Source organism: Streptococcus sp. DTU_2020_1000888_1_SI_GRL_NUU_041A, assembly GCF_032387735.1.
GTDB classification, from domain to species: Bacteria; Bacillota; Bacilli; order Lactobacillales; family Streptococcaceae; genus Streptococcus; species Streptococcus sanguinis.
Window position 1 is genome coordinate 2,278,968 of the sequence record NZ_CP135591.1, and the last position, 22,472, is coordinate 2,301,439.

Annotated in this window: 27 protein-coding genes and 1 tRNA gene; 8 read left to right on the forward strand and 20 right to left on the reverse strand. The window is 42.3% G+C overall.

The annotated features are described in order from the left end of the window. The first annotated feature begins 76 nt into the window (after positions 1-76). Together RSK81_RS11215 and RSK81_RS11220 are read left to right on the forward strand one after the other, a co-directional pair. Positions 77-538, forward strand: a complete 462-nt coding sequence (locus RSK81_RS11215; protein ID WP_002911126.1) for a MarR family winged helix-turn-helix transcriptional regulator — start codon at positions 77-79, stop codon at positions 536-538. Beyond that, entirely contained in the window at positions 531-956 is a 426-nt protein-coding gene (locus RSK81_RS11220; RefSeq protein WP_002911125.1) for an EVE domain-containing protein, read from the forward strand. The genes RSK81_RS11215 and RSK81_RS11220 overlap by 8 nt, the downstream gene beginning before the upstream one ends. Before the next feature lie 113 nt (positions 957-1,069). Here the strand turns inward: RSK81_RS11220 and RSK81_RS11225 are convergent, their stop codons facing one another. Next, a complete protein-coding gene (locus RSK81_RS11225) occupies positions 1,070-1,684 on the reverse strand; it encodes a CPBP family intramembrane glutamic endopeptidase (protein WP_002911124.1) in 615 nt (204 codons plus the stop codon). Between the two features lie 498 nt (positions 1,685-2,182). Here RSK81_RS11225 and RSK81_RS11230 point away from each other — a divergent pair, with 498 nt between their 5' ends. After that, positions 2,183-2,980 carry a DUF4037 domain-containing protein gene (locus RSK81_RS11230; RefSeq protein WP_002911122.1) on the forward strand — a complete coding sequence of 266 codons (798 nt, stop codon included), beginning with the start codon at positions 2,183-2,185 and terminating at the stop codon, positions 2,978-2,980. Between the two features lie 92 nt (positions 2,981-3,072). Here the strand turns inward: RSK81_RS11230 and dtd are convergent, their stop codons facing one another. The 10 genes from dtd to RSK81_RS11280 form a co-directional block, all read right to left on the reverse strand. Beyond that, the gene (gene dtd, locus RSK81_RS11235) at positions 3,073-3,516 is read right to left on the reverse strand and encodes a D-aminoacyl-tRNA deacylase (protein WP_002911121.1); all 444 of its coding nucleotides are present in this window, start codon (positions 3,514-3,516) and stop codon (positions 3,073-3,075) included. Positions 3,517-3,584: 68 nt separating this feature from the next. Continuing rightward, positions 3,585-5,804: a RelA/SpoT family protein gene (locus RSK81_RS11240; protein ID WP_002910788.1), complete on the reverse strand. Its 2,220-nt coding sequence runs from the start codon at positions 5,802-5,804 to the stop codon at positions 3,585-3,587. A gap of 131 nt (positions 5,805-5,935) precedes the next feature. Continuing rightward, complete coding sequence (locus RSK81_RS11245; RefSeq protein WP_002911120.1) at positions 5,936-6,127, reverse strand: hypothetical protein; 192 nt, start codon at positions 6,125-6,127, stop codon at positions 5,936-5,938. A gap of 145 nt (positions 6,128-6,272) precedes the next feature. After that, complete coding sequence (locus RSK81_RS11250; RefSeq protein ID WP_002911119.1) at positions 6,273-7,616, reverse strand: DUF2974 domain-containing protein; 1,344 nt, start codon at positions 7,614-7,616, stop codon at positions 6,273-6,275. A 5-nt stretch (positions 7,617-7,621) separates the two neighbouring features. After that, positions 7,622-8,014 (reverse strand): DUF1310 family protein, encoded by a 393-nt coding sequence (locus RSK81_RS11255; RefSeq protein WP_002911118.1) that lies wholly within the window; start codon positions 8,012-8,014, stop codon positions 7,622-7,624. Positions 8,015-8,118: 104 nt separating this feature from the next. Then, positions 8,119-8,511 (reverse strand): DUF1310 family protein, encoded by a 393-nt coding sequence (locus RSK81_RS11260; protein WP_002911117.1) that lies wholly within the window; start codon positions 8,509-8,511, stop codon positions 8,119-8,121. Between the two features lie 94 nt (positions 8,512-8,605). Then, positions 8,606-9,007, reverse strand: a complete 402-nt coding sequence (locus RSK81_RS11265) for a DUF1310 family protein (protein ID WP_002911116.1) — start codon at positions 9,005-9,007, stop codon at positions 8,606-8,608. A gap of 45 nt (positions 9,008-9,052) precedes the next feature. After that, complete coding sequence (locus RSK81_RS11270) at positions 9,053-9,445, reverse strand: DUF1310 family protein (RefSeq protein WP_002911115.1); 393 nt, start codon at positions 9,443-9,445, stop codon at positions 9,053-9,055. Between the two features lie 71 nt (positions 9,446-9,516). Next, positions 9,517-9,645 carry a hypothetical protein gene (locus tag RSK81_RS11275; protein WP_268869550.1) on the reverse strand — a complete coding sequence of 43 codons (129 nt, stop codon included), beginning with the start codon at positions 9,643-9,645 and terminating at the stop codon, positions 9,517-9,519. Between the two features lie 255 nt (positions 9,646-9,900). Further along, positions 9,901-10,560 carry a hypothetical protein gene (locus tag RSK81_RS11280; RefSeq protein WP_002911114.1) on the reverse strand — a complete coding sequence of 220 codons (660 nt, stop codon included), beginning with the start codon at positions 10,558-10,560 and terminating at the stop codon, positions 9,901-9,903. 251 nt (positions 10,561-10,811) lie between these two features. On the opposite strand from RSK81_RS11280, the gene RSK81_RS11285 reads away from it, so the two are divergent. Further along, positions 10,812-13,223, forward strand: coding sequence for a bifunctional 2',3'-cyclic-nucleotide 2'-phosphodiesterase/3'-nucleotidase (locus tag RSK81_RS11285; protein ID WP_315686860.1), 2,412 nt, complete (start codon positions 10,812-10,814; stop codon positions 13,221-13,223). A gap of 40 nt (positions 13,224-13,263) precedes the next feature. On the opposite strand, the gene RSK81_RS11290 is transcribed toward RSK81_RS11285, so the two are convergent. From RSK81_RS11290 to RSK81_RS11310, 5 genes are all read right to left on the reverse strand, one after another. Then, positions 13,264-14,016: a 16S rRNA (uracil(1498)-N(3))-methyltransferase gene (locus tag RSK81_RS11290; RefSeq protein WP_315686862.1), complete on the reverse strand. Its 753-nt coding sequence runs from the start codon at positions 14,014-14,016 to the stop codon at positions 13,264-13,266. Further along, a complete protein-coding gene (gene prmA / locus RSK81_RS11295) occupies positions 14,017-14,970 on the reverse strand; it encodes a 50S ribosomal protein L11 methyltransferase (RefSeq protein ID WP_315687780.1) in 954 nt (317 codons plus the stop codon). It abuts the gene before it with no gap. Positions 14,971-15,113: 143 nt separating this feature from the next. Further along, positions 15,114-15,584 (reverse strand): GNAT family N-acetyltransferase, encoded by a 471-nt coding sequence (locus tag RSK81_RS11300; protein WP_124765776.1) that lies wholly within the window; start codon positions 15,582-15,584, stop codon positions 15,114-15,116. Continuing rightward, on the reverse strand, positions 15,581-16,033 hold the full coding sequence (locus tag RSK81_RS11305) for an NUDIX hydrolase (RefSeq protein WP_315686864.1): 453 nt from the start codon (positions 16,031-16,033) through the stop codon (positions 15,581-15,583). The genes RSK81_RS11300 and RSK81_RS11305 overlap by 4 nt, the downstream gene beginning before the upstream one ends. A gap of 9 nt (positions 16,034-16,042) precedes the next feature. After that, complete coding sequence (locus RSK81_RS11310) at positions 16,043-16,513, reverse strand: DUF3013 family protein (protein WP_268689221.1); 471 nt, start codon at positions 16,511-16,513, stop codon at positions 16,043-16,045. 87 nt (positions 16,514-16,600) lie between these two features. On the opposite strand from RSK81_RS11310, the gene RSK81_RS11315 reads away from it, so the two are divergent. Next, entirely contained in the window at positions 16,601-17,869 is a 1,269-nt protein-coding gene (locus RSK81_RS11315; protein ID WP_268682781.1) for a replication-associated recombination protein A, read from the forward strand. Positions 17,870-18,134: 265 nt separating this feature from the next. Beyond that, a tRNA-Lys gene (locus RSK81_RS11320) sits at positions 18,135-18,207 on the forward strand. A gap of 86 nt (positions 18,208-18,293) precedes the next feature. On the opposite strand, the gene RSK81_RS11325 is transcribed toward RSK81_RS11320, so the two are convergent. From RSK81_RS11325 to RSK81_RS11340, 4 genes are read right to left on the reverse strand one after another with little or no spacing between them, the layout of a single operon-like run. After that, on the reverse strand, positions 18,294-19,433 hold the full coding sequence (locus RSK81_RS11325; RefSeq protein ID WP_009659642.1) for a site-specific integrase: 1,140 nt from the start codon (positions 19,431-19,433) through the stop codon (positions 18,294-18,296). A 1-nt stretch (position 19,434) separates the two neighbouring features. Continuing rightward, a complete protein-coding gene (locus RSK81_RS11330) occupies positions 19,435-19,623 on the reverse strand; it encodes a DUF3173 domain-containing protein (RefSeq protein ID WP_000369785.1) in 189 nt (62 codons plus the stop codon). Positions 19,624-19,634: 11 nt separating this feature from the next. After that, positions 19,635-20,612 carry a replication initiation protein gene (locus RSK81_RS11335; RefSeq protein ID WP_049547830.1) on the reverse strand — a complete coding sequence of 326 codons (978 nt, stop codon included), beginning with the start codon at positions 20,610-20,612 and terminating at the stop codon, positions 19,635-19,637. A 45-nt stretch (positions 20,613-20,657) separates the two neighbouring features. After that, complete coding sequence (locus RSK81_RS11340) at positions 20,658-20,840, reverse strand: hypothetical protein (RefSeq protein ID WP_080558681.1); 183 nt, start codon at positions 20,838-20,840, stop codon at positions 20,658-20,660. 207 nt (positions 20,841-21,047) lie between these two features. Here RSK81_RS11340 and RSK81_RS11345 point away from each other — a divergent pair, with 207 nt between their 5' ends. Continuing rightward, positions 21,048-21,560, forward strand: coding sequence for a helix-turn-helix domain-containing protein (locus RSK81_RS11345; protein ID WP_002919839.1), 513 nt, complete (start codon positions 21,048-21,050; stop codon positions 21,558-21,560). A 218-nt stretch (positions 21,561-21,778) separates the two neighbouring features. Next, on the forward strand, positions 21,779-22,294 hold the full coding sequence (locus RSK81_RS11350) for a DUF308 domain-containing protein (protein WP_315686866.1): 516 nt from the start codon (positions 21,779-21,781) through the stop codon (positions 22,292-22,294). Positions 22,295-22,472 lie beyond the last annotated feature (178 nt).

Here is a 22,472-nt window from a genome sequence, read left to right on the forward strand (position 1 = left end):
AACTGGGTTTTTATTGACAAAAATAAGATGTCGGAATATAATAAGTGTGCTTACAAAATATCTAGAGGGAAGGCTAATGGAAAAAACTCAGTTTAACTCCATCTACAAGGATGAATACAAAAAATCAACCGGTCTGCTCTTTATCCGTGCCTACCACAAGTGGCATGGGCTGACAAAAAACAAACTGAGAACGATTGATTTGACCCATCCTCAGTTTGTCGTTTTGACCACTCTTGCTGCACTCCTGCGTCAGCAAGAATGGGTGAGTCAGACCCATATTGCACAATTTTCTGACATGGATGTTATGACCGTATCCCAAATCATCCGCCTCTTGGTCAAGAAAGAATTGATAATGCGGGAAGTCCATCCCAAGGACAGCCGCGCCAACATCATACTTCTAACGGATACGGGGCTGCAAAAGGTCAACCAAGCCCTCCCTCTAGTAGAAGGCATTGATCAGGCGTTCTTTGGAAAATTAGAAAATAATACAGAAATATTAAATCAACTCTTAATGGAACTGGAGGCAGAAAATGACTAGATTTTGGATTGGTGTCGTATCAAAAGAACACGTCCTAAGAGGTGTAGAGGGTGGATTTTGTCAAGTCTGCCATGGAAAGAAAGCACCTCTAAACCGAATGGAAAAGGGGGACTATCTTCTGTACTACAGCCCCAAGTATCAACTGAACGGTCAGGAAAAATTGCAGGCCTTTACAGCAGTTGGCAAGATTCTAGATGACACTGCTTATCAAGTAGAGATGTTTGAAGGCTTTGTCCCATTTCGGCGAGATGTAAGCTATTACCAGTCTGTCAAAGACTGTCCCATTGAGCAAGTTCGGCAGCATCCTCAGTGGCGCCAATATGCTTCTCAGATAAGATACGGACATTTCGAAGTTTCGAAGGACTTCTTCCTTTATGTTTTTGAGCAAATGAAACTGGACAGCCCTGCAAATCAGTAGAAGCAGCTTCGTTTGACTTACACCTAAACCTTTGCTCACCTGTCATTAAATCTAAAGTTCCGATTCTCAAGGAAAATCGGAACTTTTTGATTTGAAGTGAAATTATCGATTTATCAAATCAGCATAAAAGCAAATAAACTACCCGTAATCACATTTACTAAAGCATGTATAATCCAGCTAGCTAAAATGGAGCCATCAGATTTCTTTTCATTGACAAAGCCCATATAAGCCGCGATGCCACCCGTACACAAAATGATGAGCAGGGTTTGCTGCCAAGAGAGCACTGTTATAGACATTAAGCCATGGAGCAGACCAAAAAGAGCAGCTTGTATGGTGTTGGCTACCACAAAGGATAAGCGACTAGCCAATCTCTTTAAAAGAAAACCTCTGAATAGCAGTTCTTCCGACAGAGAAGTTTGAAAAATACCATAAATCAGAACAGCTGGCAAGGCTTGGAAGCCTAGGCCTGAGAAATTCGAAGTCGCTGTATCCAGATTTTTTACAGCAGGATATACTAGCAAAAACGAAAGAAGCAAGAAAGATAGCGAACCCAACAAAATCCACAGCCAGATCTTTCGGCTGCCAGCATCTTTTAGTGGTTTTAAGCCAAGCCATTCTAAAAATGGACTTTTTCTTCTAGCACTTATCAACCACCAAACAAAAGGAAGAAAAGCAAACAAAGCAATTTGAATCAGAGCGTTCAGCATCTGTTGAACTAGATTTTCCATGATAAGAGACTCCTTTCTTTTCTTTAATATGATTATACAAGACAAACTTCAAGAATTTATAAAGTAATTCTAAAATATTTCTAAAGAATGAAAGAAATCATAAACATAAACAATCAAAGATTATTGCCACTTCCACTTGCTTACTATGCTTCTCATTTTTGGACTAAATGATGTCAAAAAACTCTTTAAAGACCTATCTCAAAATCTAAGAAAAGTTGCAGATAAAAATAAGGCGATGAGTTTACAAAATAGAAAATTGACAATGAATTAAAGAAAGAAAAAAGTCCTAAAATTTTATCACACAAAGTCAAATTTTCAGCCTATCTATCCTAGATGATTTTCTTTTTAGTTCAATACTTCCAGCTCCCGCTCATCCACTCTCTACCCCTTGGGGTTTCAATTTTACAGGCTTGCTAACATGCCAAAAGCTATTTTTTCCTTCTTGCCAACCCGCTTACATTTTGCTAAAATGATGTCAAAAATCAGCGAGGAAAAATTATGCCACAAGAACTTTTTAAAGAATTTGCCCAGCTAGATCAAGTGGAAGCTATTGTTCTCGGTGGCTCTCGTGCTGGACAGCATTTTGACAAAGACTCAGACTATGATGTTTATATCTACTTGACAGATTCCATTGCTCCCCTGACCCGACGCGATATCCTCAGCAAGTACTGCTCCTACATGGAAATCGGCAATCAGTTTTGGGAACTAGAGGATGACTGTGTGCTGAAGAGCGACATCGAAATTGAGCTCATTTACCGTACTCTAGATAGCTTTGATAAAGACCTGCAGACTGTCGTCCTAGACCACCAAGCCCAGAATGCCTATACCACCTGTATGTGGCACAATCTGCTCCACAGCAAAATCATCTATGACCGAAATGGTCGCTACGAGACACTTCAGAACAAGTACAGACTACCTTATCCAGCTGAGCTGAAAAAGAATATTATTAAGAAGCAGCTCCTCTTACTCGATCAAGCCATGCCAGCTTTCTCCAAACAAATAGAAAAAGCGCTCAAGCGTCAGGACTTGCTCAGCATCAATCACCGCAGCAGTGAATTTTTTGCTTCCTATTTTGACTTGCTCTTCGCTCTAAACGAACAGACGCACCCTGGAGAAAAGAGAATGCTGGAGTTTGCAAAAACAAACTGCTCGCTATTGCCTCAGCATTTCGAAGAAAATATACAGACCTATTTTCAAAAACTCTACACTGAGCCCGCTGAAGCCATAAAGCTTATCAATCAGCTAGTGACGACCATCAAAGAAGTCATTCCTCAAGAAATTATTGGCGATTTTTAGTAATGTTGTCGGAAACTATCTATTCATTGCTACAGAAGCAAAAAAATTAGGAGTTTGAACACTAGTGTTCAAACTCCTTTTCATGCTTTTTATCAGCGATTCTTTGTATCCAAGATAATAGTCACTGGACCATCATTGATTAGTTCTACCTGCATGTCTGCCCCAAAAATCCCCGTCCGAGTTGCCACCTCCTGCTGCAAGGCAAGATTAAAGGCATCATAAAAATTGCTAGCCATCTCTGGCGGAGCAGCCTTGACAAAGGCTGGCCGATTACCTTTTTTGGTATCTGCATGCAGAGTGAACTGGGAAATCGACAAAATCTCTCCGCCAATGTCCTTGATAGACAGGTTCATTTTACCCTCAGCATCGGAAAAAATCCGCATATTGACAATCTTCCTGACTGCATAATCCATATCCTCTTGACTATCGTCAGGACCGACTCCTACTAAGAGCAGGAGGCCTTGTCCAATACTGCTGCGCAGCTGCTGGTCAATGCTGACCTGAGCACGTTTCACGCGCTGAATCACTATTTTCATATCTTTTCCTTTGATTTAAGCAAGTCACCAAGGGTAACTTACAGCTCGATAATGATTTCCGAAATGGATCAACCATTGGTCCGCTTGACCGAGTAGACTTCTGGCACGCTCTTGATCTTATCCACCACCGTCGTCAGCATGGACAGATTAGCAATACCAAAAGAAACGTGGATATTAGCAAATTTCATATCCTTGGTCGGTTGAGCATTAACTGTTGAAATGTTTTTGGTGGTATTAGACAGAACCTGCAACACATCGTTGAGGAGGCCAGACCGGTTGAGACCGTAAATATCAATGTGAGCCGTGTACTCTTTGGTCGTATTGTTGTCTTCCCATTCCACATCAATCAGCCGCTGCTCGTAATTTTCCTGGGCCTTGAGATTCATGCAGTCCTGCCGGTGAATGGCTACACCGCGCCCTTTGGTAATATAGCCGACAATATCATCACCCGGTACAGGATTACAGCACTTGGCAATCCGGATGAGGAGACCAGACGCCCCCTGAATGACTACACCACCTTCGTGCTTAACCTTGAGAGTGTCTTTTTTGTTTTCGACCTTGACTTCGCCGCCCTTGACCAATTCCTCCGCTTCTGCTCTGGCCTTGGCCCGCTCTTCCTCACGACGCTCTTTTTCTGTCAAACGGTTGAAAATACTAATGGCACCAATCTCACCGAAGCCAATCGCCGCAAAAAGCGCCTCTTCAGTCTTATAACTTGTCTTCTGCAGCACTTCTTCCATGTGCTTCTTGTCCATGTACTTATTAGCTACATAGCCATGCTCCTGGAATTGAGCCTGCAAGAGCTCCCGCCCTTTGGAGATAGACAGCTCCTTGTCTTGATTTTTAAAGAACTGACGGATTTTATTTCTGGCCTTGCTGGTCTTGACAATATTGAGCCAGTCGCGGCTCGGTCCGAAGGAGTTAGCATTGGTGATGATTTCCACCTGATCACCTGTCCTAAGCTTGGTTGTCAGAGGAACCATGCGTCCATTGACCTTGGCTCCCGTGGCTTTCTCACCGACCTTAGTGTGGATCTCATAGGCAAAGTCAATTGGACCCGAGTCCTTAGGCAGAGAACGCACTGCTCCATCCGGTGTGAAGACGTAAATTTCCTCAGCTAGATAGCTCTCCTTGACCGAGTCAACAAAATCCTTGGCATCGTTAGACTGGTCCTGCAGCTCCATCAGCTCTTTAATCCAGTTCATCCCGATGGCTGATTCTCTGCTGTCTACCTGTCCCTTGACACCTTTCTTGTAAGCCCAATGAGCCGCAACCCCATACTCAGCGACCTCATGCATTTCCTTGGTCCGAATCTGAAACTCAATCGGACCTTTGGGGCCATAAACGGTCGTATGGATAGACTGGTAACCATTGGCCTTGCGGTTGGCAATATAATCCTTGAACCGCCCCGGCATCGGCCGCCAAAGCTCATGAATGTAGCCCAGCATGGCATAAACATCACTTTGAGTATCCAAGATGCAGCGAATGGCAATCAGATCATAAATCTCATCAAAACGCTTCTTCTTGTCCTGCATCTTGCGATAGATCGAGTAGATATGCTTGGGCCGGCCATAAATCTTACCGTGCAGATTGCGCTCGCCAGCATAGGTCTCAATCTTCTGAACCACCTCTTCTACCAGTTCTTCACGCTCCCGACGCTTCTCCTTCATCATGTGGGAAATTTTGTAGAATTCCACTTCATTGAGATAACGGAAAGACAAATCTTCCAGCTCCCACTTGACACTGGAAATCCCTAGGCGATGAGCCAAGGGTGCGTAGATTTCCATTGTTTCTCGGGAAATCCGCTCCTGCTTATCCTTGCGCAGATGCTTCAGCGTCCGCATATTGTGGAGACGGTCTGCCAATTTGACCAAAATAACCCGAATATCCTCCGACATGGCCATCAGCATCTTGCGATGGTTTTCCGCCAGCTGCTCCTCGTGGGATTTGTACTTGACCTTGCCCAGCTTGGTAACCCCATCCACAATCACGCGCACATCCGTCCCAAACTCTCTTTCCAAATCATCCAGCGTTGCACGGGTATCCTCAACCACATCATGCAGAAAGCCGCAGGCAACCGTTACCGCATCTAGCTTGAGCGTGGCCAAAATTCCTGCCACCTGAATAGGATGCACAATATAAGGCTCACCTGACCTGCGAAACTGCCCACTGTGACAGTCAATCGCATAGATCAAAGCTTTCTGTATAAAGGCCACATCCTCCGCAGCCAGATATTTTCTCGTAAGGGCCAATACCTGATCGCCCGTCAAATTCACTTCTTTTGGCATCTCGTCTCTCCAATTCCTGCCTACTATTTTATCACTTTTAGCCCAATATGAAAACCTAGAAGACGGTTCATATAAAAACCCGCCTTAAACGGGCGGGAGTTATCCGGTGCGAGGCTGGTAAAAACAAAGCCTTACTTATTATCCTGCAATTCCTGAATACCACTTCTCTTTTGCTGGGCACTTTCTTTGACTTGATTAGAAAATTGACCGACCAAAACTTGATTTAAGCCACCTATAATCTGTCCCACAGACCGATCCCAGTCTGTCGCAATAGTAGAGACGTTTTTTTTGACATCATCTCTTTCCTTCTGAACTTCCGCCAATGCTGCCTTGCAGAATGATAGAGGTCATCCGTTTCAGTCATCATTTCTTCGAAATTTCGCTTCTCATCTAAATATTTATCATATTCCGCATTATAGCGTTCTTGAGTACTCCTGAGCCGTTCATAAAGCTTATCCTTCTTATTCTCTATATGTTGCCCCATCTTTTGTACTCCCTAGCAAGCCCCTCATCCTTTTTCACTAATTCTTGAATTCCATTAAGAAGTTTAGAACTTAGTCCATCAAATTCTTCTTTAGTCTTGACGGCTTTGTTCCGCATATCTTTCAGCTCAGTTATGATGCTAGTTTCAACGGTATCCTTTGTAGCTCCTACTTGAGAAAGAGCATCTATCACCTCTGCTTCACTTAGCAATCTAGAGACATTCGGCATCGCCTGAGCTTGAGCTAACAGAGCATCCCACCTTCCACTGACTTTAGATACACCATAATCACAAAAAGCCATAATTGCTTCAGTCGAAATAGCTGCCAAGTTTTGCAAACTGGATGCAAAAGTTGTAGCTTGCTCACTATCTAGGTAAATCATTTCAGATCTAGTATAACCAGCAGCAACCATTTTCTGATAGCGTTCACTCAATGCTTTTTTCTTAATATCAAGCTGCTCCATAGCTTGCTTGGCGCGGGCAAGGCGGTAATCCTGAAGATCTGACTCTCTCACATTTAAATAACCTGAGTCATATTCATAACCACCCCACATATGCTGTTGAATCCAGTTATCTTTTCCCTTACTGTTAATTTTTACAAGTGTCCCAACAACTCCCTCGCTCCCCGTTTCTGGGTACTGCATAGCAATGAAGTCTTTCGGATCAACATAGTTAAAAATTTTGTACTTGATTTTATCAACTTGCTTCCTCTGTTTATCAGTTAAAACTAGATAGGTATTGGGCCCCTCATATAGATAGGCCCCATCAATCCGCTGCAGATAGCTGTCTTCTAGACTTGCCAAAGCGACCTGGCCATCCATTGACCCCAGAGAGTGAGCGTAGAGACTAACCCGAGCATTCGGATACTTATCCATCATTTCTTTAAGCCCCTTTGCTGCCAACTCCTGCTGTTTAGCCACTCCCATATTAGTGCCAAGGTACCGAGAACGCAAAATATTCACAGCCATCTGAGTATCTGTAATTCCCCAATCATTTATCGAGCCTTTTACACCTTTAATAGAAGAGAGATTAAACTCAGATCCTTGAAATAACACGGTAATTTCTTTTACATCCTCAGGTTTAACATTCCCCCCCACCTTTTTATCTGTAATGACATAACCATCTAAACCAAACCGTTCCTCGTCCATCCTTTTGAAGACATTGTTCAGACCATCTTCATTCTTTATATTAGTTCCAGTAGAATCACTAAAAATATCAGAAACATATCCAAACATCTTTCTCTGCTCACCATACTTTGCCTTGTCACCGATTTTATAACTAGTATATTCTTCCCAAGCAATTTCGTTCTTTTCTTTATCGCTATAAGTCATATAATCTACTCCTCTAATAACTGTTGAAGTTTTTCCGTAAGAGAACCACCAACTAAACTCATTCTACCATCTTCACCATATTTCCTTATACCAAATTTAAATATAGCATCCGAATCGTCATTAATTATAACATGAAACATAATCCCCCCCATCGGATTATGACGAATACTCGCATCATCTATTTTATAAGAGCGAATCTTCCCCTTATCCGTTAAAGCATTCGGATCTTCTTCTTTTAATGCTTCTAAAATCATTTTTCTAACTTCCTCACTGTGGACAATTCTTGTCATCTCATTATGGAATTCTTGATTTTTGTGAGTCAGGTATATTCCTCCTCCCAGACAAAGAGCTAAAAACAAACTGACAACCGATAAGATAATTTTATGCTTTTGCTTCATGAGATACTCCTACGACTATTATAATTTAGTATGTGGTATAGGTTTTGCGATTCCAATTAAAGCAAGAGGTTTTCGCTATAGCTAGAATAGTGAATCACTTGTCATCATTCCCCTACCAAAGCTTGCAAACCTACTGATTCATCCATACCTACTGAGCTTAGTTGCTCACTTCCGCCATCTTTTTGAATTCCCATTTTCCCAACCATACTTATACTATCATTGACGATAATATCAAACATAATGCCTCCCATCGGATTATGACGAATGGTTGAATCATCAATTTTATAGGAACGGATTTTCCCTTTCTCCGTTAAAGCATTTGGATCGATTGCTTTTAATTCTTCCACAATCAATTTCTTTACTTCCTCACTGTGGACAATTCTTATCATCTCATTCTGGAATTCTTGATTTTTGTAAGTCAAGTATATTCCTCCTCCCAGACAAAGAACTAAAAACAAGCTAACAACTGATAAGATAATTTTATGTTTTTGCTTCATTAGACACTCCTACGACTATTATAATTTAGTATGTGGTATAGACTTTGCAATTCCAATTAAAGCAAGAGGTTTTCGCTATAACTAGAATAGTGAATCACTTGTCGTCACTTTCCAACAACGCCTGCAAACCCGCTGATTCAGTCATACCATCCGTACGAATTTTCCCATTCTCACCATCCATCTGAAGACCAGTCTTCCCAACCATACTTATACTATCATTAATGATAATATGAAACATAATACCCCCCATCGGATTATGTTTAATGGAGCTATCATCTATTTTATAAGAACGAATTTTTCCCTTATCCGTTAAAGCATGAGGATCCTTTCTCCTTAAATCTTCTTCAATTAGCTTCCGCACTTCCTCACTGTGAACAATCCTGAACATTTCATTTTGAAATTCTTGATTTTTATGAGCTAGGTAGAGACCTACTCCTATGCAAGCAGCCACAAACAAGCTAACAACTGATAAGACAATTTTATGTTTTTTCTTCATATATTCACCTCTAAATAAAGAAATCTCCTTATGACTCTTTGGCCATCACTCCTCTAGCAACTTCTGAAGACCTTTTGACCTATCCATACCAACAGTTCGTATCTCCTCATTCTCTCCATATTTTCTAAGGCCTGTTGACCCAACAATATCAGGGTCATCATTAATGATAATATCAAACATAATGCCTCCCATTGGATTATGACGAATGCTTCTATCATCAATTTTATAGGATTGAATTTTCCCCTTATCCGTTAAAGCATGAGAATCTAATTTTTTTAATTTCTTTTCTATTAGATTCTTCACTTTCTTACTGTGGACAATTCTTGTCATCTCATTCTGAAATTCATGATTTTTATGAGCTAGGTAGAGGCCTCCTCCCAGCAATATCAATACACTTAGGCCAATAAGCCCCTTAATCCTATTTCTTCTCTTAGACATATAAACACTCCTCAATCTTTGTCAGTTTCATTATATAATATAAACTATTTTACCAAAAGCAAAAACCCGCCTTAAACGGGCGGGGTGTGGTGAAGAAAGTGATGAACTTCTTCCTTGATAAATTGACAATAAGCGTAGACAAGGTAGCAAGTAGATGCCACACCTAAAAGGGCGACAAACAACTCAAATAAGGCAGACATAGTCATGGCGAACCTCCTCTCCTTATCAGGCAAAGAATGCAGATACGCTTCTCAGCTTAGGCAGTCTGATTTTTTCCGTTTTATTTCCCTTTCCGACTTACCCAAGTGAGCTCACCACTATTATACCAAAACATGAAAACGGATACAAGGCGGTGAGGCAATTGCTCCTAATAATGATTTTATCAAAGTAGATAACATGCTAAATTTGAAGCATCTAACGTAGGAATGTCACTGTTAACAATTTTTTATCTCCTTTTAATTTGACACGGTTTCTCTAAATGAATAAACATTGTCGTAGTTGACAGTTACTGAATAATAGTAATAATCGTCGTTTCGGTTCGAACTTCCAAATCCTAAAGTTGCCTGCTCTCTTTCATTTTTGTGAAAATACTGATTGATAGTTTGATTTTGAACTGAATAATAAATATCAAACGCCCCGTTGTTGCCATTATAACTTTTGGATTTCATAGATAAAGAAGATAGAAAAGACTGATTAATGGTTAACTTTTGAAATAAGAATCCATCAAAAGGCCATAATTCTTTCGCTTGCCCCTCATCAGAAAAGACAAATTTCCCATCTATATAATCAACTCTTATTGTTTCTTCTGGCTTTTCAGTAATATCATCAGAAGCCCGTGTCTTGGTTAGCACTCCAGAAATTGTGTGATTACTACTATCCCCTTGTAAAGACATTTCGATAAGATAAGTCCCCCGTTTGATATACACTTGCTCTACTTTAAACCCATACGGAAATTGCTTAAACAAATCCAATAGGTTTTCAGTGGGATAGACGCGACTCACTTCAGCTACCTTATTCTCAATCCAATCTCGGCTGCTCCTCTTTTCTCCACATCCTATTAATCCTATCATGACTCCCCCTAAAAGTAATATTTTGAGAAAAATTCTCTTTTCCATGATATTCTCCTTGTTTATTATACTTAACAAAGTAACTTATTTCAGTCACTCTATAGTGTACCATAAATTTTTAAAACTCTATTTTATTCTACCTCCATCCGATTATTCACTTATCCGCTGATGTCTTCATTCAGTATTTTCAAACCAATATTAGAAAGCATAAAAGCTCTATACTGGAAATTTCTTCTTGATGAGAGCGCTTTAATATAGTATAATATAAGTCTGAAATTCATTTTAATAAAGGAGATATTATGTCTAAATCATCCCTTCAAAAAACGGTTGTGCTTTTGAGTGCAGCGGCTCTTGCGGCAGCTGTAAATGCTGTTCAAGCTGATGAGAATGCTCCAGCAGTCACTGCTAATCCTGCCCCAGTAGAAAGCAGCGCAGCGGAAGCAAAACCAACGACTGCTGCAAATCCTACTGAAGCTACTGCGACACCAGAGAGCACGGATCCTAGCTCTGCTATTTCCCCAGAAAATGCCAGCGGAAACGCTGATGCTCTGATGGCTATGGCTCGCAATGTCGCGGCTACTGAGGACACTAAACCCGTGGAGGGACAGACTGTCGATGTTCGTATCTTGGCAACGACCGACCTCCATACCAACTTGGTCAACTACGACTACTATCAGGACAAGCCGGTGGAGACCTTAGGACTGGCTAAAACAGCCGTGCTAATCGAGAAGGCCAAGAAAGAAAATCCGAACGTCCTCTTAGTTGACAATGGCGATACCATCCAAGGAACGCCGCTTGGAACCTACAAGGCCATTGTGAATCCTGTGGAGAAGGGCGAGCAGCACCCTATGTATGCTGCTCTACAGGCTCTGGGCTTTGAAGCTGGTACGCTAGGGAACCATGAGTTCAACTACGGTCTGGACTATCTCAACCGCGTGATTGAGACAGCTGGCTTGCCTATTGTCAATGCCAATGTGCTGGATCCAGCGACTGGTAAATTCATTTATCAGCCTTACAAAATCATCGAAAAGACCTTTACGGATACTCAGGGACGCTTGACGACCGTCAAGATTGGTGTGACTGGGATTGTACCGCCACAGATCCTCAACTGGGATAAGGCAAACCTAGAAGGAAAAGTGGTCGTTCGCGATTCTGTTGAGGCCATTCGAGACATCATTCCTGAGATGCGCAAGGCTGGTGCAGACATCACTTTGGTGCTTTCTCACTCCGGTATCGGAGATGACAAGTATGAAAAAGGCGAGGAAAATGAAGGCTATCAAATTGCCAGTCTGCCAGGTGTGGATGCTGTTGTAACGGGCCACTCCCACGCAGAATTTCCAAGCGGAAATGGAACTGGATTCTACGAAAAATATCCTGGTGTAGACGGTGTCAACGGTAAAATCAATGGCACTCCAGTAACCATGGCTGGAAAATACGGCGACCATCTGGGCGTCATCGACCTCAAGCTCAACTATACCGACGGCAAATGGAAAGTCACTGACAGCAAAGGCTCCATCCGCAAGGTAGATACCAAGTCTAATGTAGCAGATCAGCGCGTCATTGACATTGCCAAAGAATCCCACCAAGGGACTATTAACTATGTCCGCCAGCAAGTCGGCACTACGACTGCACCGATTACAAGCTACTTCTCTCTGGTCAAAGACGATCCATCCGTGCAAATCGTCAACAATGCCCAGCTTTGGTATGCTAAGCAAGAGCTGGCTGGCACGCCTGAAGCCAATCTTCCTATCCTGTCTGCAGCAGCGCCTTTCAAGGCAGGAACTCGTGGGGACGCAACGGCTTACACAGACATTCCAGCTGGTCCTATTGCCATCAAGAATGTAGCAGACCTCTATCTCTATGACAATGTCACAGCTATCCTCAAGGTCAACGGTGCCCAGCTCAAAGAATGGTTGGAAATGTCAGCGGGCCAGTTCAATACCATTGACCCAAACAATAGCCAACCGCAAAATCTGGTCAATACTGACTACCGGACTTATAACTTTGATGTTATCGACGGTGTTACCTATGAGTTTGACATTACCCAGCCTAATAAATACGACCGCGAAGGCAAACTGGCCAACCCAAATGCCAGTCGAGTCCGTAATCTGAAATACCAAGGCAAGGAGATTGATCCAAATCAGGAATTTATCGTCGTGACCAACAACTACCGGTCCAACGGTAACTTCCCAGGTGTTCGAGAAGCCAGCCTCAACCGTCTGCTCAATCTGGAAAACCGCCAAGCTATCATCAACTATATTTTGGCTGTCAAAAATATCAATCCAAGTGCAGATCAGAACTGGCATTTCGCTGATACCATCAAGGGACTAGACCTGCGCTTCCTGACAGCTGATAAGGCCAAGAACTTGATTGGTACTGACGGAGACATCGTCTATCTAGCAGCTTCTGCCCAAGAAGGATTCGGCGAATACAAATTCGTCTACGTCGCACCGAAAACTGAACCGGTGCCTATCGAACAGTCAAGCTCTCCGACTATCGCAGTCGAAGCAGCCAATCTGCAGCATAGTAGAGTAGACTTCCCTGTCTTGACTGCTGTTGACCCTAGCACAAACAAGCAGGCATCCCACAGACAGGCAGGAGCAGAAAGCCTCCCAGCAACTGGAGAAAAGACATCCTCGCTTGGACTCTTGGGACTTGTCATGACCGGACTTGCAGGAATCTTCGCCTTTAAAAAACGAGAAAGACAATAATTAAAAAATCAGCAGCTATTTTGGCTGCTGATTTTGCTTTTTAAAGACTGTCACTGCTTAATTCCAGCAAAACACTGACTGCGGTCAAGGCATAAAGCGGAGCTGTTTCAGCCCGCAGGATACGTGGGCCTAGACCTGCTGATACAGCACCTGCTTGGCCAAAGGCCGCTACTTCATCTGGCGATAGACCACCCTCCGGCCCGAAGATAAAGAGCACTTTTGCTCCGGCTGCCAAGCCTGACAGAGCTCGGACTAGAGCTGCAGCTTCTCCTTCTTTGGCCGATTCTTCATAGGCCACGATGATACGGTCAAAGTCTGCCAAGGCCGCCAGGAAGTCTGCTTTTTTATTAAAGAGCCGAATCTCAGGAATCAGATTGCGCTTGCTCTGCTCGGCTGCTCCCTGAGCAATTTTCTCTAGTTTTTCACTCTTTTTAGCCAGCTTTTTGCCATCCCACTTGGCCACTGACCAGTCAGCTGGGAAAGCCCAGATAGCACTGGCTCCTAGCTCCGTTACCTTCTGAGTGATGAATTCCAACTTATCGCCTTTAGGAAAGCCCGAAGCAATGGTCACTTGAACCGGCAACTCTGTATTGTCTGCCAGCTCCTCCAAGATTTCCAAGCTCTGCTGGTTGGGATCCAATACCCGAGCCAGCCGTTTCACGCCATCATCAAAGACCAGTGTGACTTGGTCGCCCTCTTTGAGCCGCATGACTGAAAACATGTGTTTGGCCGTGTCCTTATCCGTGACCACCAGAGGAGACTGAGGACTTCCTTTTATAAAATACTGCTGCATCTAACCACCTATCACGCCTGAAATGTCCTGCGTTTTCTTAAAGACACAGGCATTCCATTCGCCCTGAATCATATGCGTTTCCAGGAAAAATCCTGCCGTTTCTGCTGACTCGCGCACCATTTCCCACTTCTCAGAAATAATCCCACTCATAATCAGATAGCCCTCATCCTTGACCAGACGGTAGGCATCCTCTGTCAGATGGATGAGAATATCGGCCAAGATATTGGCAACAATGACATCCGCCTTGATTTCTACACCTCGGAGAAGATCCCCCGGAGCCACATGAATGTTCTCCATACCAGGGTTGAGCTCAATATTTTCCTGAGCCACGCGCACCGCCACCTCGTCTAAATCATAGGCGTAGATCTCCTTAGCGCCCAAGAGAGAGCTGGCAATGGAGAGGACGCCGCTGCCTGTGCCCACATCCAGCACAGTTTCTCCGCCTCGCAAGACCTGCTCCAGCGCAAAGAGGCTCATCTTGGTCGTCGGGTGAGTGCCCGTACCGAAGGCCATGCCAGGATCCAGCTTGATAATCTTCTCACCAGCTGTCGCTTCATACTCCGTCCAGGACGGCACAATAGTCAAGTCATGGGTAATCCGAGCCGGCTCAAAGTACTTCTTCCAGTTATCCGCCCAGTCTTCCTCAGCCAGTTCCTGCCGAGTCAGCTGAATATCTCCCGTCTCCAAGCCAAAGCCATCCAGCTCAGCCAGTCGCTCATTGGCCTGGGCCGCAACAGCCTCTATATCCACTGAATCCGGGTAGTAGCCGGTAATCTTGACCCGCTCGCTCTGCTCAACTTCTGGAAAAAGCTCACCATACTGGTCAACCTGCCCCAGATAATCTGCGCTGTCATCGATAGCCACACCCTGACTGCCCAGCTCAATCAGAATATTAGAGGCTGCTTCCTCCGCCTCACGCTTCACTTCAATCGTTAATTCCTGCCAAGTGTCCATCATTAAGATACCATGCCCGTAAAACACAAAGCCAAAATAGGAAATTCTCTGACGACGCTTGCGTATAAGAAAACTTTATCTTTTTGGCATAGTATTTAGGGCGGGTTCAGTTTAGAAATTTAACTGAACAATCCTTTCTTTGTTTATTTCATTGTCTTCGTCATATAGACCATATCCATGCCCGCTTTCTCGGGCTCCGTATGGGTCTGATGATAGCCGTTTTTCTCATAAAAAGCCACCATGCCTTTGTCCTGGAAAACCGTACACAAATCCCATTGCCTAATGGTAGAGAATGTCTCCTCTATCAGGCCAAGCCCCTCAGAGCCATATCCTTTATTCTGGTGCTCTGGCAAAATCGCCACTGTCCCAATCCAGCCTGCTGTCTGTTCATCATTTGTATTCAAGCGGATAAAGCCCAGAATCTTCTCGCCGTCTTTGACAAAATAATAAAAACTATTGGGCCGCTCAACCAGCTTCCAGCGAATCCGCTCTCGCTCCTCCAGATAGGGGTCGTATTGATCCTGATATTTTTCATAAACAGCCTTAAAACTCGCTCGCTGAATGGCAATAATGGTCTCTAAATCCTCAGCTCCCGCCCGCTCAATATGAATCATGCTCGCACCTCCAAATAATCTCTCAACCTGTCCTGCAGCTGCGGAATAACCTTGGCAGCTGCTAAAAACTGGCTCACATCCATCATCTGATAAGCCTGGCCCTCATCACCAAAGACGATACTGGCAAAATCTTCCTGAGTGATGGTTCCCACCATAAAAATAGAAGTTTCGTCTGGATCAAGCATTCCTTGATATTCCTTGGCCCAGAGAATATCCGCTTCTTCAAGCTTCAAACCAAGCTCTTCAAAAACCTCTCGTTGGACGCATTCAAAAGGTGTCTCCTCGTCCTCTCGGCCACCGCCCGGCAGCTCCCACATATTGGGCCAAGGAATGGTTGAAATATCGTCTCGCAAGATAGTCAGCAGCTTATCATCACATATCAAAGCAATCTTGCAGCCAGAAAATTCCATCTGTTTTTGCAGTAAATCTAGTCCTTCTGCATTTTCCATAAGCGCCTCCTAATACCTCGGATAAGGATAAAAGTCTGTCTCAGTCAAGTCAGCTCTGCCATTTTCAAAAGCCTCAGCATTCCAAGCTATCTCAAACTCTGCTGCCTCTGGATCCGCTAAGAAGTCCATGAGTGCATCGAGACCAGACTCAGCCGTTTGGGTTAGGAAATCCACAAAATAAGCCAGAAACTCCCGTGACAGGCCCTTCTTAGGCTCATAGGGCAGGGCAGCCAGATAATCCTCGGCCTCAAAACGAGACTTGGTCGGATTGTAGAAAAGCACGGCTTCCTCAAAGTAAATATCCTCAGCCGAGGCATTTCCCTCAGCATCAACCGTCTCAATTCCGCTTGGATTTTGCACCTCAAGGAGAAAGGCAAGCTCGACTGCGTGATTCTTCTTGTCCCAGTTTATTTCATAATCAAAAGGAAAGTTCTTCCCCATTTCCTCGTCCAATATCTCCAAAAAACCGTACTTAGCCATGATTTCCTCTTTTCATTGTGATAAAATATTACTATCTACAATAGTAACACAAAAAGCCAAGAAAAACACTTGCAGAAAGGAAATTTTATGCCAGAAAACCTCGCCCTGCGCATGCGACCTACTGACATTGATCAGATCATCGGCCAGCAACATCTGGTCGGACCCGGGAAAATCATCCGTCGCATGGTTGAAGCCAATCGCCTGTCCTCGATGATCCTCTACGGGCCACCCGGCATCGGCAAGACCTCTATCGCCTCGGCTATTGCCGGTACAACCAAGTTTGCCTTCCGGACCTTTAACGCCACCGTAGATAGTAAGAAACGCCTGCAGGAGATCGCTGAAGAAGCGAAATTTTCCGGCGGACTGGTGCTCCTGCTGGATGAGATTCACCGCTTGGACAAGACCAAACAAGACTTTCTACTGCCGCTATTAGAAAGTGGTCTGGTCATCATGATTGGAGCGACGACAGAAAATCCTTTCTTTTCTGTCACTCCTGCCATCCGAAGCCGAGTTCAGATATTTGAGCTTGAGCCCCTCAGCAACGAAGACATCCGGACAGCCATCCAGCTAACCTTGACGGATAAGGAACGAGGATTTAATTTCCCAGTGGAGCTAGACGATGAAGCTCTGGACTTCATCGCCATCTCTACCAACGGAGACCTGCGCTCCGCCTATAACTCGCTGGACCTAGCCGTACTCTCTACCCCAGAAGATAGCAAGGGCATTCGCCACATCACACTCGATGTCATGGAAAACAGCCTGCAAAAAAGCTATATCACCATGGATAAGGACGGAGACGGCCATTACGATGTCCTCTCTGCCCTGCAGAAGTCTATCCGTGGCTCCGATGTCAATGCCAGTCTCCACTACGCAGCCCGCCTCATTGAGGCAGGAGACCTGCCTAGCCTAGCTCGACGTTTGACCGTTATCGCTTACGAAGATATTGGCCTAGCAAATCCTGACGCTCAAGTCCATACCGTTACAGCTCTGGAGGCAGCTCAGCGGATCGGTTTTCCTGAAGCTCGTATCATTATTGCCAATATTGTCATTGATCTAGCTCTATCGCCCAAGTCCAACTCAGCCTATCTAGCCATGGACAAGGCCCTAGCCGACCTAAGAAAGAATGGAAATCTGCCCATCCCCCGCCACTTACGCGACGGACACTATGCCGGCAGCAAGGAATTGGGTAATGCTCAGGACTATCTCTACCCTCACTCCTATCCTGGCAATTGGGTCAAGCAGGACTATCTGCCCGACAAGATAAAAGATGCCAATTATTTCACTCCTAACAAGAATGGCAAATACGAGCGAGCCCTTGGGATGACTAAGGATAAGATTGACGACTTAAAAAAATGATGACATCGTTTGCAAAAAATCACATTTTTCTCTTGAATTTTTCAAAATTTATGGTATTATAATTATAGAAACGCTGTGGTGTACGACTTCACACTTAAGTGTTGACCGACTATTTTTTGTATTATTAGGGAAACAAAAGACTTCTAACAGCATGCAAGCCGTGTCACGCGGAAGCAGCTTCAGTTAGAGCGAGTTGCCCACCTGCTTAATTGCGCGGGTTCAATACAAATCGTGAAGGTCCGGCACCAATACAGCTTTTTCTATTGCCTCCTTAGCTCAGCTGGCAGAGCAGCGGACTCTTAATCCGTGGGTCGCAGGTTCGATCCCTGCAGGGGGCATCTAAATTAACAGGAAGAAGCCTTGATTTACAAGGCTTTTTTGCTTGTCTATAACTGATTTGCCCCATCGTTTGCCCCACATTTTTTTATGAGCAATCTTTCCAAACATCTCTTATTTGATTAAATTCCTCAAAAATTTTCTCTTCTAAAGTGTGTCCATATACTTCTACTAACATTGAAATATCTCTATGCCCTAGAATTTTTGCAATAACTCCAAGGTCAAAACCTTTGTGCCAGAGGTAGCTTCCATAGGTATGACGTGCTCCTTTTGTCGTGATAATTGGATAAATATCTAATTCATTTAAAAGAACACTCAAAGCTTTATTGACACTTGCAATATCTGGTACCAAGTGAATATATCCATAATGCTGAAAAATCATTTTATACCTATTCTTGATTCCTAGCTCTTTATTAGCCTTCTCTTGTTCAATTTTTAGAAATTGTAATATCTTAATACATTCTTCGTCTATCGGTACCATCCGAATAGACGTTTTGTTTTTTGGAGGGACAAATTTATGAGAAAGGGTATTAAACCTCCTATATGTTTTTAGCAGTCCTCTGTCAAAGTCAACTTCATTCCAAGTTAACGCTATTAACTCTCCAAATCTCATGCCTGTTTTTAATAGAAAATAGACGATATAAGGAACAATTGAACGTTGGTAATCAAATTTTCTCTTTACTGCTAAAAGTAAATCCAGATAGTCCTTTTCGGTATGTAAATATTTCTCTTCCGTCATCTGTTGTTCTTTGGATGAAAATAACTCGACATGTTGTGTAAAATCATCTATTAGAACTTTGTCGGCAATTGCCATTTGGATGCTCTGATGAATCCCAGTATTCAATCTACCAAGAAAATTTCTACCAACTGTTTGCCCATACTTATTCATTATTCTTTGGTATTCACTCGCACGAATTTGAGTGACTTTTTTATTTCCAAATAATCTTTCAATTGTGTTTTTACGGAGAAGATATTTTTTCTTTGTCTCTTCCGACCTACTACTCGGTAGAATTTTTAATTCAAGCCATTCTTGATATAGATCTACAAGAGAAATATCTCTAGAAATTCTTTTTCCTAAACGAAGTTCTTGCAGAATCGGTTCAGCTTCTGACTCTGCAAGTTTTTTTGTTTTAAAACCGCTATTATGAACAACAGTTTTTCCTTCGTTACGAATTTCATAGGTCCATAAGTTACTATCTCCTCGCTTTCGGTAACGAACACTTGCCATATTACGCCACCTCTGTTCCTAGAATCTCATTTACAACACTTTTGGGAACAACCATCAAACGTTTGCGATTATAAAATGTATAGCCTCGTGATACAAGTAATTCTCTTGCCTGATGAATGATATCATTCGCTGTATGAGGGCGATAGCCCATTTCAATTAATTCTTTGTTACTAATTAAATTATTGTCCATAGTTATCCTCCTTATTTATTTCCTAAATTCAGAAACTCACCTACAAGTAGTTGTAATTCTGTATTTAATTTAGGGAGATTCTGTATTAATACTTCTTTTAATTCTTCCGCAAATTGGTTCGTTTCTTCTCTCAATAGTTTGCGGACTCTTGTTTTTTTCTTTTTGATGCTGTCTGATTTTAAATTTGGAAAAGCCAATGATAACAGTTCAGGATTGTTGAGAAAGATAATTGTAAATGCTCTTTGCTCCACTCGAATATGTTCTAGCTTATAAAATCCGAAATTATCAAGTCGATTCATAACATCTTGGACCATCTCCTCACCAATCGCTTTGGTTCTGAGTTGGAACTCTAGTCTCCACCAAAACGGATTTACATCCAAATCTAGCTTCTCTTCGCGCTTGTGAGCAATGATTTCTTTATTCTTATCATATAACCTAACTTGTACATTACTACCGCTAGAACCCCAATATTTCGTCTCTAATTCACCCCCTCTACCATAGAAGGCCTTATGGGTAACACCACCTTTAATATGTTGCAAATTAACGATTTCAGGCCTGTTGAAAATGTCAAATGCCAAATCAAAACGAGACAAGCGTACCGTCAATGAATTCAATCTAGCAAAGTACATTAATTGCCTCCATACTTTCATTCCGCCAAATTCTTTTAAAGTATTAGGATTAAAATCAATTCGAATCAATTGCTCATTTCCATAAGTGGATAATTGGAAAAATATAATATTGATTGAATCATACTCATTAAAATCTTTAGCTAAAGTAAATACATCATCTCGTACGTTATCATGTATTTCAAATGAATCAACTCTTGTACTTATTGCCTGTTTCAGATTTTTGAAAATTCGTCTTAGGGAACCAATGTCTGTATCCCAGATAACCGTTAATCTATCAATACTGACATCTATCCGCTGTACTAATTCTCCTACATCACATCGTTCTTGAGTACTTCTTAAATCTTGTATAGAAACCAACAAAATTGTCCCCCCTTCTTTTAGATTTTTTAGGTCTCGGAAACACCGTCAAATCAACGTTTGTTCGTTCCGTCGTTCTTTGGACGTTGTCCTAAGTGTCCCTTTTTGCTGGCTGTTAGAATAGCCAGCTTTTGCTTGGCTAGAAATTGTCTGGACGGCAGTCTGCAGGACTTCGCCTGACTTTCCGTCAGGCTCGTCCCTTGTCCTTGTCCACACAATTTCTAGCTCCAAGGCTTCGAATAGTCATAAGTCATAGTCTCATCCTCAACTTCCTCCTCACTCACTGTCCCTAAACTTATGAACTATTTTTTATCATTTATAACTTATTTCTAAGTTATAAATATATTTTATAAAAAATATTTGGGCAAGTCAGCTAAAAACTTGATTTGTAAGTTTATAGGTGATAAAATAAGTTAAAAATAAAAATAGGAGTTTCCCATGACCTTTATTATTCAAAATTTTGGACCCAATTTGGCACGATTGCGCATAGAAAAAGGAGTAAGCCAAACTCAACTAGCTGAAGATTTAGGAATCGGTAAACAGTCCATCTCTGATTACGAAAAACAAAAAAGCTATCCTACCTTTGCAAATTTGGATAAGATAGCAGAATATTTTAATGCAACTCCAACCCAACTCTTTGGAACGAGTAAAGAGATTGAGTTAGAAAAGAGTGTTCTTGAATCTAATGAATACTCTGATAAAGTAAGTGAGATTTTAAAAGCTGTCAAATACATCGAAGATTTTCTAGAAACTGATGGACAGTACTTAGAGGATTTACTTTACTTAACAAGAGGCAACCAACTATACACAGAAGATGGAGATGAGTTGTATATTGATCCAACTTCTCAGAAAAGAACACTTCATAACCAATATGAACCTGGTTTTATTGTAGCAAGGGATAAATCTCCACTAGAACTCTTAATTGAAAATAAGGAATTGTTTGATAAATAGAAAAAGCGAGGATAACCTCGCTTCAGATTGAAGTTAAAATCTTTAGAAGACACTTTTATAAGGACTTTGTCTTCAATCTGTGAAAAGGAGTGAAAACTCCTTTTCTTTTTGTAAGTCAGACTGAAACTTCCAAATTGTTTATTTATTTTATTGACATTTTCTATAAAAATAAGTACAATAGTTTTATTAGCAAACTATACTATATCGGAGGTATTGGTATGAAATTTTCTAATCGTTTACTGCTATTCCTTGCAGGAGTTGTTTTTGTCTTTTTAGGACTTTTGCTATTTACAAACCCAGTAGCTAATCTTGTTGCTTACAGCTGGTGGATTGCATTTGGTTTACTGGTTTCTTCTATAGCAGCTATTTTAGGCTATTTCTCTGCACCAAAAGAGCTTCGCTCACCTGTTTATCTTTTCCAAGGGTTTGTTAGTCTTCTCTTAGCTCTTTACCTCGTGGCTTATGGCTTTGTGACCCTGCCGGTCGTCATTCCGACCATTGTAGGAATTTGGTTAATTGTAGAAGCCATTATTGCTTTCTTTAAAGGCAATCGTCTAGGATTGATTTTCCCTATTATTGGTAGCAATATCATGTGGGTAGCCTTGCTTACATTTTTACTAGGTCTAGTGATTCTGTTCAATCCAGTGGCTACAGGTGTCTTTGTCGTTTATGTCATTGCCTTTGCATTTTTAGTTACTGGCTTCACCTACATTATTGAGGCCTTTCGTAAATAGTCTAGTTGCTATTTCTATCGCATTCAAAAAAGCTGGGAAATCATATTCTCAGCTTTTTCGTCTCTTTACCTAACAAGAGGCAACCAACTATACACAGAAGATGGAAAAGAGTTGTATATTGATCCAACTTCTCAGAAAAGAACACTTCATACCCAATATGAACCTGGTTTTATTGAAG